Origin of the sequence: Sorangium sp. So ce394 (genome assembly GCF_051474665.1) — a bacterium.
In the GTDB taxonomy this organism is placed as follows: domain Bacteria; phylum Myxococcota_A; class Polyangia; order Polyangiales; family Polyangiaceae; genus Sorangium; species Sorangium cellulosum_D.
On sequence record NZ_CP150339.1, the window covers coordinates 8,955,652 to 8,970,708 of the forward strand.

The 15,057-nt window shown below is 70.5% G+C and carries 9 protein-coding genes; 4 read left to right on the forward strand and 5 right to left on the reverse strand.

Features of this window, described 5'->3' with window-relative positions; genetic code table 11:
- The first annotated feature begins 132 nt into the window (after positions 1–132).
- Together WMF33_RS32820 and WMF33_RS32825 are read left to right on the forward strand one after the other, a co-directional pair.
- Positions 133–306, forward strand: coding sequence for a hypothetical protein (locus tag WMF33_RS32820; protein WP_437332325.1), 174 nt, complete (start codon positions 133–135; stop codon positions 304–306).
- A gap of 207 nt (positions 307–513) precedes the next feature.
- Positions 514–1,728, forward strand: a complete 1,215-nt coding sequence (locus WMF33_RS32825) for a glycosyltransferase (protein WP_437332326.1) — start codon at positions 514–516, stop codon at positions 1,726–1,728.
- Between the two features lie 138 nt (positions 1,729–1,866).
- Here the strand turns inward: WMF33_RS32825 and WMF33_RS32830 are convergent, their stop codons facing one another.
- Positions 1,867–3,060: a serine/threonine-protein kinase gene (locus WMF33_RS32830; protein WP_437332327.1), complete on the reverse strand. Its 1,194-nt coding sequence runs from the start codon at positions 3,058–3,060 to the stop codon at positions 1,867–1,869.
- A 234-nt stretch (positions 3,061–3,294) separates the two neighbouring features.
- On the opposite strand from WMF33_RS32830, the gene WMF33_RS32835 reads away from it, so the two are divergent.
- Positions 3,295–3,492 (forward strand): hypothetical protein, encoded by a 198-nt coding sequence (locus WMF33_RS32835; RefSeq protein ID WP_437332328.1) that lies wholly within the window; start codon positions 3,295–3,297, stop codon positions 3,490–3,492.
- Between the two features lie 87 nt (positions 3,493–3,579).
- Here the strand turns inward: WMF33_RS32835 and WMF33_RS32840 are convergent, their stop codons facing one another.
- Positions 3,580–8,433 (reverse strand): hypothetical protein, encoded by a 4,854-nt coding sequence (locus tag WMF33_RS32840; RefSeq protein ID WP_437332329.1) that lies wholly within the window; start codon positions 8,431–8,433, stop codon positions 3,580–3,582.
- A 564-nt stretch (positions 8,434–8,997) separates the two neighbouring features.
- Here WMF33_RS32840 and WMF33_RS32845 point away from each other — a divergent pair.
- Entirely contained in the window at positions 8,998–9,519 is a 522-nt protein-coding gene (locus tag WMF33_RS32845; protein WP_437332330.1) for a hypothetical protein, read from the forward strand.
- A gap of 30 nt (positions 9,520–9,549) precedes the next feature.
- Here WMF33_RS32845 and WMF33_RS32850 read toward each other — a convergent pair whose 3' ends face one another.
- From WMF33_RS32850 to WMF33_RS32860, 3 genes are all read right to left on the reverse strand, one after another.
- The gene (locus tag WMF33_RS32850) at positions 9,550–11,121 is read right to left on the reverse strand and encodes a hypothetical protein (RefSeq protein WP_437332331.1); all 1,572 of its coding nucleotides are present in this window, start codon (positions 11,119–11,121) and stop codon (positions 9,550–9,552) included.
- A 530-nt stretch (positions 11,122–11,651) separates the two neighbouring features.
- Positions 11,652–13,190 (reverse strand): hypothetical protein, encoded by a 1,539-nt coding sequence (locus tag WMF33_RS32855; protein ID WP_437332332.1) that lies wholly within the window; start codon positions 13,188–13,190, stop codon positions 11,652–11,654.
- A 449-nt stretch (positions 13,191–13,639) separates the two neighbouring features.
- Positions 13,640–15,052, reverse strand: coding sequence for a B12-binding domain-containing radical SAM protein (locus WMF33_RS32860; protein ID WP_437332333.1), 1,413 nt, complete (start codon positions 15,050–15,052; stop codon positions 13,640–13,642).
- Between the last annotated feature and the right edge of the window lie 5 nt (positions 15,053–15,057).

Below are 15,057 nucleotides of genomic sequence, written 5' to 3' on the forward strand. Positions count from 1 at the left end.
GTGCCCCCGCACGCCGCCTAGATCTCCTACAGTGTGGGACAAATCCCGCTATCGACCTACCACGGTCCAGATGCCGGGCCGGACCGTGGCGCAGCTTGCACGCTTTTCGCAAGGAGCCCGGGCGGTGACAACGTGAACACTGGGCTCTTCCTCGGCACCGAAAAAAATGCGCGGCCGCGGCGATTTGTGCCGGAATTCCGGCGCGCCATGGCTGCTGTGCTCGGGGGAGAGGCCGCGGCGCGCGACGCCGCGGTGGTGCCCTTTGTCACAGCTGTCGTCATGTGCCACAGCAGTGCTTTCACGTAGTCAACTCACCGGCTGGTGAAGGCATCCCCTCACTTCAACCCAGAGGTACGAGGCATGCTGAGGAGATTCACAGAGAATCCTCCGAGCCTCACAGACTCTGTGGTAACTTCCCCCAGTGAACGAGGACACGAAGGAGGGGTTTCTCTCAGGTCAGACCACATGCCTCCGACCGCATCCCAGAGGGGAACCATGAGCGTAGATTACCCTATGAAGACGACCCAGCATGCACCGATGACCCGCGCGCGCCACAACCGTCTTGTGATCGCGCACGTGCTGAACTCCTTCCAGGTGGGAGGCGCGGAGCAGGTCGTGGTGGATCTGGCCGGGCTGCAGCGCGAGGCGGGGCATGAGGTGATGGTCGTGGGCATCGAGACGAACCCCGACGGGCCGCGCGCCGCGCAGCTCCGGGAGCGCGGCGTCTCGGTCCACATGCTCCCGAAGCGCCCCGGCTTCGACCTCAAGCTGCCCGGGAAGCTCGCGGCGTTCTTCGCCAAGCACGGTGTCTCCATCGTGCACTCGCACAACCAGCTGCCGCTCATCTACGCGACGGCCGCGGGCCGGCTCCACCGCGTGCCCGTGTGCCACACGCTGCACGGCGCCATGTTCGATCAGGGCCGCCGGGCGTGGCTGCGGCACATGGCGGCCAAGCTCGCCGACGCGCACGTGGCCGTGTCGCAGCCGACGGCCGACTTCATGCTGAAGCACAACGAGGTCCCGAGCTCGAAGCTGCACGTCGTCCTCAACGGCATCGATCTCTCCCGGTTCAGGCCGGACTCCGCGGCCCGGCGCCGCATCCGGACCGAGCTCGGCATCCCCCAGGACGCGTGGGTCGCCGGGGCGGTCGGGCGCCTGTCCCAGGTCAAGAACCACGCCCTCCTGCTCCGCGCGGCCGCGAACGCGGGCGTCCTGTCGGACAACGGGCGCCTGCTCCTCGTCGGGGACGGGCCGGAGGCCGCCTCGCTGCGCGCCCTCGCCGAGGAGCTCGGCATCAGCGACCGCGTCGTGTTCGCCGGCGAGCGGCACGACGTCCCGGAGCTCCTCTCCGCGAGCGACGTCTTCGTCCTCTCGTCGACGTCGGAGGGGCTGCCGCTCTCCATGGTCGAGGCCATGGCCACCGGCCTGCCCGTGGTCTCGACCGCCGTGGGCGGCATCCCTGCCCTGATCACCGACGGCGACACGGGCTTCCTCGTGCCCTCGGACGACGTCGGCGCGCTCGCCGCGAAGCTCGCCGAGCTCAAGGCAGATCCCGCGCGGTCCGCGGCGATGGGCAAGCGGGGGCGGAAGCTCGCGCTGGGGCGCTACTCGGCCGAGCGCATGATGGCGAGCTACATGGATATCTACGAGACGCTCCTGGCCCGGCGGGAGTCGGAGCGCCGCGCCGTGCTGCGGCCGAGCGAGCTGCTCGCCGGCTTGAACGCGTAGCCGCACGCCCCGCGAGAGGCGCGACCCACCCCTGCGCGGGGCGTCGAGGCCGCGCCGAGAGCGACCGAAAAGGCACGGAAGACGCAGAGAGTGGACCCATTCTCTGCGCCCTCCGTGCCTTTTCGGTCAGCGCTCGCGTCAAGGCGCGCGGGGGATCGTCGAGATCGCGCGCGGGACCGTGGCGAGCGACGCCGGCGACGAGATCCCCGACGTCCGGGAGGACCGCGTCTGCGTCTGAGCGCGACCGGACGGCGGCCGCGCCTCCAGCGCGCCGACGTCGCGCACATCCCTCGACGAAGGCGCGAGCGGTGCCCGCGGCGGCGGCGGCGCGACCGTGCTCCGGGGCAGCGGCGCGATCGCGCTCCGCGACGGCGGCGCGATCGTGGCCCGCGACGGCGGCACGATGGTGGCCCGCGACGGCGGCGCGATGGTGGCCCGCGACGGCGGCGCGGCCCCGACCGCAGCCTGCGCCTCGCGCACCGCTGCCAGCATCGACCGCGCGTCCGGCCAGCGGTCCGCCTGCGAGAACTCGAGCGCGCGGTCCACCACCCGCACCACGGCGGGGTGCATCGACGGCTGGATCCGCGCGAGCGACGGGATCGGACACGTCATCCGCAGGAAGAAGAGCTCGTTGACGGTCGGCGCGTCCTGCACGTACCGGTTCGTGAGCAGCGAGAACATCGTCGCCCCGAGCGCCCAGATGTCCGTCCGCGCATCGACGAGATCCCAGCGCGCGCGCGCCTGCTCGGGCGGCATGTACGCCGGCGTCCCCATCGCCCGCAGCCCCGCGAGCGACGTCTGCGACGAGGGGACCCGCAGGCGCGCGATGCCGAAGTCGAGGATCTTCACCCCGTGCTCGTGGGTGAGGAAGATGTTGTCGGGCTTCAGATCCCGGTGAACGACCCCGTTCTCGTGCGCGGCCGCGAGCACCTCGAGGATCTGCTCGCTCAGGGCGAGGACCTCGGCCGGAGGGAGCGGGCCCTTCTGCGCCTTCCAGCGCTGGAGGAGCGTCTCGCCCTCGAGGAGCTCCATCACCAGGAAGGGCGACCCGTCCTCGGTCACGTCGTCCGCGAGCACCGCCGCGACCCCGGGGTGATTCACGGTGTTCACGATGGCCTTCTCGCGGAGGAACCGGGCCCGATCCACCTTGTCCCGCGCCCGCGCGGGGTGCAGCAGCTTGATCGCGACCCGCTGGCCGCTCCGATGCGTCGCGGCATAGACAGCCGCCATCCCCCCGAGGCCGATCAGCGCATCCAGCCGCCACGCGCCGTTGAGCACCGCCCCTACGCGTGCCTGCGCCATCTGGACGTGCGTGACATTCTCGAAGTCCATGGCTGCTTCTCTCTGTGTGCGTGCCCTCGGGCAACCGACGCTTCAACGCTCGCGACGCAAGAACGGCTGTCTTCTTTACGTTCCCGGTGTCATGCACCGGCGCTACGGCGGAATCGGAGCTCCACGATGGCGGGCTAGGGGTGCAACTCGTCGGAACCGCGACCGGTCCGGCCGTCCTGCGTCACCGAACCAGGAGACGCCTGGGGTGGGCGGTGTCCAACAGCACGTCATTTCATGGAAAAGTTCAGCAAGAGCTGCGCCACGGAGACCCGCGTCGAGGACCGCGGCGAACGGGCAGCGCGCATGGGGCGAATCGCCTCCCTGCGGCAAGATGCCACGACCATTGCGCCGCCACGGGTCGCTCGGGTCCTCGTGGGAGCGGGCGTCGACACGGTGTCGACGCCGCCTTCGATGAGCCCGCTGCAATCGTGATCTCCGGGGCGAGCGGCGCTCGGCATCGCAGGGTGTGGGGAGGAGCGCGGCGCGCGTCGTCCGCGGAGGGCCCGCTCGCGCGCGAGGTCAGTGGAGGCCCCTCATCGTCGGGTCGCCCAGCTTGAACGCCGACAGCGCCTGGCGGATGAAGACCGGCACGGAGACGTAGCCCTCGAGCGCGACGCAGGCGCGGTTCGAGGAGCACGTGCAGCGATAGAAATCGCTGAAGTCGTCGTCGTCTGCGTCGGCGTCCTCCTCGCATCCGGGCACGCCGTCCCGCAAGACCTCGCCGTCAGGCGCGATGGCGGCGACCGTCGGATCCCACCGCACGATCGGCTGCCCGCTCTCCGGGCTCAGCTTCACCTTGTGCCAGTCCGCCTTGCCGTCGCCGTCGAGGTCGGGGCCGGGCTCCGTGACATACGCCCTGGCCAGGAGCTCGTTGGCATACTCCAGCACGCGCGCGCCGATGCCCTTCTGCACGACCTTGCCGAAGATGGTCTCGGTCCCGTACGCCTTCGCCACGAACACCTTCCCTGACGGATGGTGGAGCTCGATCCGGTTCGGGAAGCCAGGATCGGTGTCCGCGCCGGTCTCCCAGATGTGCATCATGTCCAGCCATCTCTGCTTCTGGTTCTCGGGCAGGTAGAGGAGCGTCCAGGCGATCAGGAACTTCTGCTGCTCCCAGCCGATCTGGGGGTCGAGGATCGCGACCTTGGCCGGGGCCCGCGGGTTCCACGGCGCGCTGTCGACCGCGCCGTACGCGCTGCAGACGATGCTCCCGGCGCCGGGGAAGCAGCTCTCCGGCCCGGCCTCGCTCCACCACGACGTCCAGCCGAGCGCGCTGGCCGGATACCCGCTCGCGTCCCTCACGGGACGGCCGCGATCGTCGGCCTCGACGCGCACCCCCTTGATGGCGTCGTCGCCCGTGAGGTTGTTGGCCAGCCAGCGGCGGTACCCTTCCGGGAACACGTCGGCGAGCGAGACCGCGCGGTAGCGCGCGTCGAGGAAGTCGTGCCGCGAGTCGCTGACGAAGTTGTCGACCGACTCGGTCATCAGCATCGCCACCCACGCCTTGTCGTAATAAGAGCCGGCGTTCATCGTGTACGACGAGTCGTACTCGCCCTTGTCCTCCGCGAGCGCGTTCTCGAGCGGCTTGCCGCCGAAGGCCACGTCGCCGAAATAGCCCGTGGCGCCGTTCGGGACGACCACCACCGTATCCCCGGGGTCGCCGAAGACGTCGCTCGACGACCGGAGGACGGTATCGCCCTCGGGCAGGAAGTGCTCGCCCGGCTGCGGGCGCGCCATCTGGAGCGCGAAGTGATCGAACGCGATCCCGGCCGCGAGGATGTTCTGCTGGAAGAGGTTGCCCGCGGCGTGCACCCAGAACGTGTCGAAGTCGTAGCCGCGGTCCAGCGCGAACTCGCGGTAGATGTTCGCGACCAGCCCGAGGCCCTTCGCGCCGTCGCGCATCTTGGCGTTGTAGCGGTTCAAGGTCCGCTCCGACGCCGCGCGCACGCTGAAGGCCTGCCGGTCGCGGCGGTAGTTGTCGAAGATGTGATTCACCTCCTGCTGCGTGATGAAGAAGTTGAAGAGCTCATAAGCGTCCGCGCCGCTGTCGTGCCGGTACACGCTCAGGTTGCCGAGATCGGCCCACCGGTCGGTCGCGAAGCCGTAGGGGACGCGGGTGCGCCCCGCGGGGTCCACCGAGGGCCCCTTCACGCCCTTCGGCGTCTCGAGCGCGCGCCACGGCACGTAATCGACCTTCTGCTGCCGGCACCGCGTGTACTTGCCGTCGACCGGCACGATCTGCCCGTCGAGCACGGGGTGCCAGGCGCCGCCCTGCTCCTCGTCCCAGTCCGAGGGCCTGAAGGCGCTCGGATCGACCTCGACGCAGCTGCCCGGCCGGATCAGATCGTATTTGTTCTGCAGGTCGGAGTAGTGGATGTCCTCGTCGTCGTACTCGGGCTGGATGCCGAGGATGCCGCCGAAGTCGTCGATCTTGGCGAGCATGCCCTTGCCGCGCGGGGTGCCCGCCCTGTAGCTCGGGTCGGCGTGCACGGAGACGACGTCGCCGTAGAACATGCGGGCCGCGGCGAAGTCGTAGGCGCCGAGCCCGATGAGGTCCTGCGTGGGCTCGCCGGCGTAATCCATGGTCGACGAGTGCATGAACATCCAGATCAGGTTCTTGTGCTCGTCCTCGGTGACGGGGTCGTAGTAGCGCGGCCCGACGCACGCCTCGCCGTCCTCCGAGAGCGTCTCGCACGGCGTCTTCACGCGCCCGTTGTTCGTGCGCAGCTGCCAGTATTGCGGCCGGTAGCCCCAGGCGTCGGACGAGCTCACGAAGTTGTGGCGCAGGCCGACGGAGTGGCCCATCTCGTGGAGGATCACCGCGTAGTGCGCCCGCTGCGCGAGGTAGCGCCGCATGGCCTCGGCGCGCCGCAGCTTCTGCGCGGCGTCCCCCTCGCCGAAGCGGCCGTGCTTGCTCGCGAATTTCTCCTCCAGGATGTCCGCCAGGTCGGCGGTCGCGAGCGGCGCCGGCGCCTCGTGCATCACGCACGCGCCGCGCTCGGCCAGCGCCAGCTCCTTCAGGTTCCTGAGCTCGCGCTGCACGCTCGGGTTCGCCCCGCGGAGCGGCGAGGCGAAGCGCATCACCTCGTCCGTGAGCGGCAGCGCCTCCACGCCGGTGAGCTGCTGGATCGTCTTCGTCGTGAGCTCCGCCTCGAGCTCGGTGCCCACCGCGGACTTGCGGCGCGCCTCGTACACGGCGCGCATGCTGTCCGGCGCCGTCGCGTCGGCCGCGATGGCGCGCACCTCCTTCGAGAGCCGCCGGAGGTCCTCGCGCAGCGCTGGATCGCGCGCCAGCTGGCCGGAGACCCCGGCGGCGTCCTCCGCGGCAACCCCGGCGGCCCCGGCGACCCGCCGGGCGATCTCCTCCCGCGTGAGCCGCGGCAGCGCGCCGCCCTTCGACGCGCCGTCGCTCGCCTGCGCCCAGTCCCGGACGTAGTCGCCGTCGGTGACCTCCTCGGTCTTCAGCTCTCCCTGGATGTAACGGGCCGCGTCGACGATGCCCTGGCTCCAGATGTCGTTGACGTGCGTCCAGACGTTGATGCTCGACGCGATCTTCTCGCCGGTGAGCGGGTCCTCCGAGTCGCTGTAGATGCCCCAGGCCGAGGGCGATTGCGGCGCCTCGAAGTTGTTGATCTGGTGATAGCGCAGGTCGCCGATCCGCGCGCTCAGCGCCGCCCCGCACGCCTTCATCAGCGCGGGATCGCGCCCCGCCTCCTTCCGGCGCTCGTCGCTGCACATCCTCGCCGTCACCCCCTCCGGCAGCCGGGGGCCGCCGCACGCCTCCGGGTCGGTGGCCTCGACCGGGCTGTGGCAGAGCACGATCATCTCGGGCATCTTGGCGAGCGCGACGACGCCCGGCGCGTAGCCGCGCCGCGCGCCGAGCTCGTCGGCGAGGGCGTCGCACCCCTGCCCCGCGCGCGCCGCGTCGCGCCGGCACGCGTCGACCTCGCGCGCGAGCGCGACGGCGTCGGCGCTGTCGTCGATCTGGCCGTCGTAGACCGGGAACGCCGCGCTGCAGCGCGCCGCGTCGCCCGTCGTCCTGACGCACTCGACGTGCTTGGCGGTGACGACGGCGCTGCGCAGGGCGACGTCCCACTCGTGCGCCGCCGAGGCCGTGGCGTCGAAATAGTCGGGGTTGCTGTTCGACGTCACGTACCAGGCTTGCGGCACGGCCTCTCGACGCTGGTACGGCAGGGTGCATCGCTGCTTGAACGTGTCGCACCGCGAGCCGGGGCCCACCGTCACCCGCGCTCCATCGACGTCCATCGTCGCCCCGGTGACGGCCTCGCACTCGTCCTCGGTCCCGTTGTCGTCGTCGTCGCGGTGCGGGTCCGCGCCCACCGGCGTCGTCTCGGGCGTGAAGCACCGGATCTCGCCGGTCATGCCCTCCGGATCGGCGTAGTAGTGGCTGCGCTCCCAGAGGTTGTACCGGGTGATCATCCGGTGCCATTTGGCGTCGCTCATGCCGTAGTTGCGCGCGTACCCGAAGCGCTCTCGCACGAAGGGGCCGAACGCCTGGAACCGGTATCCGTCCCACTCCGCGGGCTCGTAGTCCCGATCGACGACGCGGCGGAACGACTGCCGCAGCGTGACCTCGACCGGGTTGCACGAGCCGACCGGCGCGGTGCCGCCGGGGAAATCGGCGTCGAGCATGCAGGCCGGGTAGCTGCCGACGCCCCACCCGAGGTGGCTCAGATCGATGAGCTGGGGCATCGCGAAGGCCTTGTTGGTGACGTCGAAATATCCCTCCTCGGGGTCGAAGTGGGGCGCGTCGGGGTGGCTCGGGTCGCTCACGTAATAGGAGAGCGGCTCGTACTGCACGCCGCCGTAGACGCCGATGAGCGACAGCGTGTCGAAGTCGTAGGAGTCGACGTTCAGGTTCTTCGACCAGTCGACGCGCATGTACTCCCGCGCGTACCAGGGGCGGTCGGTCGTGTTTTCGACGACGACGTTGGTCTCCTCCCCCGTCGACCGGTTGTAATCGCGCTGGACGTCGAAATGCGAGAGGATCTTGTACGCGACGGCCACGACGCCGTCGTCCGTGGCGGCGCCGGCGCCCTTGCCGTCGGTGTCGTTCACGCGCTCGTAGGTGAGGCGCCCGATCAGGAGGTCTTCCTGGATGACCCACTTGATGCGCGCGACCTCCGCCTGCGCGTACGAGGACGAGAAGAGCCCGTCCTGCGAGGCGCCGTAGCCCACGTCGACCACCGTGGTGCGCGTCCAGAACTCCGGATCGTCCTCCTTGCTCTGCAGATCGGCGCCCACGAAGAACGATTTCGCCAGCGCGTTCGCCTGCACCTGGCTGAGCGGTCTCCGCTCCTCGGCGCAGCCCGCGATCGAGCCCGCGGCCGCCGCGAGCAGTGCCAGTCTCACGATCCAACTCATCGCAGCGTCCTCCTCTGCAGCTCGGCCCGAGCGCGCCTGCCCCCATGAGAGCCCCGGCGTCCCCACGCGATCTGCGTGACGGCCGCCCCGATTGCGCGATCGGCCTCTCTGCTCCCCCATCGAGTCGCCTCATCGAGTCGCCTCATCGAGTCGCCTCATCGAGTCGCCCCATCGAGTCGCCCCATCGAGTCGCCCCATCGAGTCGCCCCATCGACCCAGTGGCACATCGCGTGCCACACGCCTCCAATCGCCCTTCTTGGCGGCGAATCTCCGGTCGTGCGGTGGTGTCCTGTCGACCTCCGCCGCGACCGTGCGGCGCCGCCAGCGTTAGTGGACTGACGCCTCCGCCCGCCCGCGCGCGAATCCCCGGCTCGCTCGGGCTGCTTCGGGCGGAAACGGCGCTCAGCACACGAATCGATCCTCGAAGCCCGGTCGTTCCGGGCGTTCACGGCAGGCCCCCCGCGAGGGCGCTCGTCGCGCGGCGCGGCGCGGGGGATGGCCTCCCCCGCCCCGCTGCGGTAATGACGACCTCACCCGATCGGGAGGAACGCAGTGCCTGAGGGAGACGTCCTGCTCTCGAACGCCGACGGCGCCATCCGGGCGCTCGGCCCCACCGTGCTCGTCTGCGAGTGCCCGGGCGACGACCTCGACCTCGCCGTGCGCCGAATCGCCGCGTTCGCGCTGACCGCCTCGCTGATCATCGTGGGCATCGTGGCCGCGCGCGCGGCGCCCTTTCCCATCCTCTTCATCGCGGGGACGTGGACCGCGGGCGCTACCGCGGCGCTGCTCGTCGTCCGCCGGCGCCGCCGGCTCCACGGCCTGTTCCTCCTCGACTTCGAGCGGGGCGAGATCGTCCAGGAAGGCCGCGGCTTCCGGCGGACCTTTCCCATCCAGGCGATCGCCCGCGTGTCGACCCCGCCGGCCTCGGACGCCGACGTCGACGAGCCGGGCCTCGCGCCGCGCTGGCTGCTCCTCCACCTGTCGACCGGGGAGCAGCTGCGCCTGGGCAGGGCGCCCGCGTACGCGCTCGGCCCCGCGCTCGCGTTCCTCAAGCGGGCCGGCGTCGACGCGTGAGCGCGCCCGCCGCCGGCCCCGGCCGCGACGTCAGGGCCTGGGCAGGCTGGGGTAAGGCGGGCCGAACTGCCTGACCACGGTCCGCGCGTCCGAGAGGAACGGCGTCTTCATCGTCTCGTCCTGGTAGATCGGCCGGACGACGCAGGTGGGGTTGCTGCATTGCCCCGGATCGGGCTCGGGGAACATGACGTCGGCCACGAGCCAGAACCTGTCGCCCGAGTCCTCCGGGATGAACGCCACGGGCGCCTCGGGATCGTAGAAGCCGGTGGGCCCGAGATCGGCCCCGAGCTCGCCGTTGCAGAAGATCTTGATCCGCGGGTGCACGTCGAACGACGCCGTGCCGCCGAAGTAGTGCACGGCGACCCGCATCCAGCCGTCCTTCGGCGGGAAGTCGACGTTGATGTTCTCCGGCGCGCAGAAGTTCGGGTTGTCAGGGTCGGTGATGCGGTGCAGGCAGGCGATGTTGTCGAGGTCGAGCCGCGGGTTGTGGCACCCCTGGCCGTAGGAGCGCCACGCGTCCCCCACGCCGCGGGGCGCGTAGAAGCACGTGTTGTTGGTCTCCTCCGGATCGAGATACCAGTTCACCGGCTCGGGCGGCGCCGCGTCGTCGCCGAACCAGCGGATGGACGAGCCCTCCACCAGGCCCTCGAGCGTGCAGTTCCCGTAGCCGCACGCGACGCTCGAGCCGCCGATCGTCCAGGGCTGCGTGTTGTTCGGCTTGTGGAGGTAGAGGTCCAGATCGACGCTGTACGGATCGTGCTCCCACTCGAGCTCGACGCGCAGGCCGCGGGCGCCGACGAACAGCGGGTAGGCGCAGGTCGCGGTCTCGCCGCCCGCCGCGCGCTTCGTGTACGTGACCGTGTACTCGCCCGACTGCAGGGGCTTGAAATCGTCCGCCGGGCCCGAGCCGCCGACCGAGGGGCACGGGTCCACGCCCGGCGGGCAGGCCACGGTCCAGACCTCGGAGCCCGGGAGCGCATCCCCGCTGAACGAGCCGGTGCCCCCCTTCAGGTCGACGTTCGCGAACGGGGCCGCCTGGATCGGGTGGCACCCCGTCGCATCCCTCATGTGGCAATCCTCGTCCGCGTGCACCCCGCCGACGCACGGGCCCCACGTGCCCGTCTCGTCGCAGAGCTGGGTGCCGGGGTAGCACCCCGGGCTGTGCCGAAAGGACGGGTCGCCGCGAAAGCAAGAGTGCGCCTGGCCCGCGATGCACGCGCACGTCTCGTCGATCATCCCGTTGCAGTCGTCGTCGAGCCCGTCGTGGTCCACGCCGAGCTCATCCACGCCGCACAGCTCCACGGGACCGCAGGCGCTGCCGCACGGGTTGACCGCCACGTCGGGCGCCTCCTCGGTCGTCCCTCCATCGATGTTGAGCATGCCGCCGAAGCCGTCGGAGCCGCCCGTCTGAGCGCCCGGCTCGCCGGCGGGGCGGCCCGCCCCGCCGGCGCCGCCCGACCCGCCGGCGCTCGCGCTGCCCCCCGGCGTCCCGTCGAAATCGAACCGTATGCCTTCGGCGCTGCAGCCCGCCGCGACGCCGACGCCCGACGCCGCGGCTGCGATGACGACCGGGAACACGGTCAGGACACGATGACGAAACATGAGACCTCCACTCGGGACCTCGACACGCGGCCGCAGGGAGACTGCGGCCGCTCAGCGCCACAGCGAAGAGCACCGTACCTTAGCAAAGCCGAGACGCTGCAGCCCGAGGGCGCGCGCGATTGCGCGCGCAGGGATGGCAGCCCACGATGCCTCGGCCTTCATCGGTGAGAGATAAACACAGCTTGCGGGCTCGACAGGCGACGCGCAGCGCTCCCTAGCACGGCCTCCGTCCGGCGTCGGCGACAACGAACCGACGAGAGCCAGCGAGGAGCGTTTTCCGGAGCCTTCGAGTCAGGCGAATCACTATCAGGCGAACCACTACAGATTCACCGGCCCGGCGAGCGCGGCAGTGCGCCTCGGGGCGCCGGCGTGCGGGCCGCGGGGGGCAGGCTCCGTTCGACGAGCCGCGGTGCCATCCGGTCGACCGGTCGAGCGACCGGTCGAGCTCGCTCGGGGGTGTGCACAGGGCTCCTCGCCCTCCGGGGTCAGGCCGATCGGGCCATCCGTGGGGCGCGCGGCGCGCCCGCCGGTCACGGGAGCGACGGGTAGGCGGGACCGAAGCTCGACTCGACGTACGCCTCGGTGGTGAGGAGCGGCGTCTTCGTGTCCTCATTCCGGTAGATCGGCTGGACGATGCAGTTCGCCTGACCGCACTCGTCGGGCTCGGGGAAGAGCACGTCGGCCACGAGCCAGAACCTGCTGCCCGAGTCGTCGGGCGTGAAGGTGACGGGCCGCTCCGGGCTGAAGAAGCCCGTGGGCCCGAGGTCGGCGCCGAGGGTGCTGTTGCAGAAGATCTTGATCCGCGGGTGGATGTCCTTGGTCACCCGGCCACCGTAGTAATGCACGCCGATCCGCATCCACTGGCCCTTCGGCGGGTAGTCGATGTTGATGTTCTCGGGCGCGCAGAAATCCGGGTCGTCGGGGTCGCTCACCGTGGGATCGCACTCCCGGTTGTCGAGATCGAGCCGCGGGTTGTGGCAGCCGCGCTCGTAGTCGCGCCAATCCTCCCCGACGCCCCGAGGCGCGAAGAAGCACGTGTTGTTGCTCTCCACCGGGTCGAGGTACCAGTTCACCGGATCCGGCGGCGTCGCGGTGTTGCTGAACCAGCGGATCTCCGTGGAGTCCACGAATTGCTCGATGGTGCAGTTGTTCCAGCCGCAGTCCGCGGGCGAGCCCGACGTCGACCAGGGCTGCGTGTTGTTCGGCTTGTGCAGGTGCAGGTCGAGATCGACGTTGCCGAAGTCGTGCTCCCACTGGAGCTCGACGCGCAGGCCGCCCGCGCCGACGAAGAGCGGGTAATGGCAGCTCTGGGTCTCGCCGCTCGCGACGCGCTTCGTGTACGTGACCGTATACTCGCCCGATTGCAGCGGCTTGAAATCGTCCGCCGGGTCCGATCCGCCCACGCCGGGGCACGGGTCGACGCCCTCGGGGCACTCCACCGTCCACACCTCGGAGCCCGCGACCGCATCCGCGCTGAAGATGCCCGTGCCCGGCTTGAGATCGACGTCGGCGAACGGCGGCGCCTGGATCGGGTGGCACGCGATGGCGCTGTTCGAATAGCAGCCCTCGTCGGCGTGCACGCCGCCGACGCACGGGCCCCACGTGCCGGTCTCGTCGCAGAGCTGGGAGCCGGGGTAGCAGCCCTCGGCGTCCCGGAACGACGGATCCCCGCGGAAGCAGGAGTGCGCCTGGCCGGGGACGCAGGGGCACTCCTCGTCGATCTCGCCGTCGCAATCGTCGTCCAGGCCGAGGTTGGCGCCGGCGCACAGCTCCTTGTCGCCGCACGCGCTCCCGCACGGGTTCACCGTCACGTCGGGGGTGTTCTCCTGCCCTCCATCGGTGTTGAGCAGCCCGCCCAGCCCGTCGAGGCCGCCGACCCCGCTGCCCTCTCCCGCCTCGCCGCCAGCGCCGCCCAGGCCGCCCGCCGCCGCCACCCCGGTGTCGCCACCTCCGCTCGGGTTGAACGCGCCGGGCTTGCCCGTCGCGCTGCAGCCAGCCGCGATGCCGGCGCTCGACACCGCAGCGCCCACGAGGATGAGGAGCGAGGACGAGAAACGAAGTCGACCCATGAGACCTCCATTCGAGGGCAATGCGGTGATCAAGCGGATCCACCCCCGCCCGCCACCCCGGCATTCAGAGCTCACGCGAGTGTAGCAAAATCAGCAACCGACAACTGCACTGTAGCGCAGCAGGGAAATGCGGCCCGCGAATGGTGCGCCGCCGCTGATCCAGACGCCGTCGACAGGCTCACATGTCAGGCGAGCTGCGGCGATCGCGAGGCCGCGGGCGCTCGACGAAGGCCGCGGGCGCTCGGCGAAGGCCGCGGGCGCTCGACGAAGGCCGCGGGCGCTCGGCGAAGGCCGCGGGCGCTCCCGCCGTCGACGCGCGGCGTCCTGTCGCGCCGAGGAGCGCCGCGCCGGAACACCGCGTCACGGCAACCCTGGAGAGCGCTGTGGCGTTGCAGTGCCGCTTGCAGGCAGCCAATGCGGGACGGACGCGCCCCGGCCGCCGGAGGACGCTATCCGACGATCGGCAGCTGCCGGCCGCCCTTGGCCCTCGCCGGCTGCGGCGGCTGCGGCCCCTGCTGCGGCTGCGCCGCGGGCGGAGCGGCCGTCTCCTCGATGTGCACGCCGGACCGGAAGCGCTGCTCGCCGCCCGCGATCTTCCGGTGCGCCAGCGTGTGCTGCATGAAATTCAGCGGAAAGAAGCCGGCCAGCTGAATCCAGCTCGACTGTCGCGTCAGGGTAAACCTGCGCCATATCGAGGAAGGCGCGTAGAATTTCGTCCACGCCGACACCCAGCCCTCCCGGAGCCGCTCCCGGGACATCTGCTTGGGCACGAAATACGGTGAGCCGGCGTCGTGGTCGCGGCGCAGCCACCAGCGCTCGTCCGTGAGGCGCCCCTCCGCCTTCAGGCGGCGGTACAGCTGCGTCGCCGGGTACGGGGTGAGGATGGCATACAGCGCCATCGTCAGCTTCATGTCGATGCCGAACTCCACGGTGCGATCGAACACCTCGGGATCGTCCGTGTCGAAACCGAAGACGAAGCTCCCCCAGACCGAGATGCCGTGATCGTGGAGCATCGCCATCGTCTCCTTGTACTGCGAGGGCCGGTTCTGCCGCTTGCCGGTGAACTTGACCGTCTCCTCGTCGATGCTCTCGAAGCCGATGAAGAGCGCCTTGCACCCGCTCTCGGCCATGAGCTTCACGTTCTCGAGGCGCTTGACCGCGGCGAGCGAGCACTGGCCGATCCAGTGCTTCTTCAGCGGCACCATCCGGGTGAACAGCTCCTTCGAGTAGGCCCGGTGGATCATCACGTTGTCGTCCGCAAACATGATGAGCTTGCCGAGCGACCTGAGCTCGCTCAGCACCTCGTCGGTCGGGCGGAACCGCATCGTGGTGCCGTTCGCCGTCGACACGCTGCAGAACTCGCACGGGTAAGGGCAGCCGCGCATCGTCTGCACGACCTGGAACGGGATGTACTTCTTGGAGGTGAACAGATCGCGCCGCGGCGGGGGCCTGCCGGCCAGGTTCGGCAGCTCCGGACGGTAGATCGGTTTGAGCTCACCGCGCTTCGCGTCCGCGAGCAGGACGGGCCACGCGTCCTCCGCCTCGCCGACCACGACGGCGTCCGCGTGCTGCATCGCCTCGTCGGGGCAGGCCGTGGGGTGGATGCCCCCGAGCACCACCTTGACGCCGCGCCTGCGATAAGCGGCGGCGATATCGTAGCTCCGGCGCGCGGTCTTGCTGTCGACGCTGATGCCGACGAGATCGACGTCCTTGACGTCGCGCTGGAGATCGAAGGGCTGCACGACGTCGTCGGTGTAGATGACCTCGTCCTCGGGGGGCGTGAGCGCCGCGAGGGTGCCGAGCCCCACCCGGGGCAGGTACGCGGAATCTTCGCTTGCCGTGGCGATGAGCTCGATCTGCATGGCGG

What these genes read in the sequence shown, in the direction of transcription:
- WMF33_RS32825 (WP_437332326.1), top strand. Translation starts at nt 514, where the DNA reads ATGAAGACGACCCAGCATGCACCGATGACCCGCGCGCGCCACAACCGT.
- WMF33_RS32830 (WP_437332327.1), bottom strand. Translation starts at nt 3,060, where the DNA reads ATGGACTTCGAGAATGTCACGCACGTCCAGATGGCGCAGGCACGCGTA.
- WMF33_RS32835 (WP_437332328.1), top strand. Translation starts at nt 3,295, where the DNA reads ATGGAAAAGTTCAGCAAGAGCTGCGCCACGGAGACCCGCGTCGAGGAC.
- WMF33_RS32850 (WP_437332331.1), bottom strand. Translation starts at nt 11,121, where the DNA reads ATGTTTCGTCATCGTGTCCTGACCGTGTTCCCGGTCGTCATCGCAGCC.
- WMF33_RS32855 (WP_437332332.1), bottom strand. Translation starts at nt 13,190, where the DNA reads ATGGGTCGACTTCGTTTCTCGTCCTCGCTCCTCATCCTCGTGGGCGCT.
- WMF33_RS32860 (WP_437332333.1), bottom strand. Translation starts at nt 15,052, where the DNA reads ATGCAGATCGAGCTCATCGCCACGGCAAGCGAAGATTCCGCGTACCTG.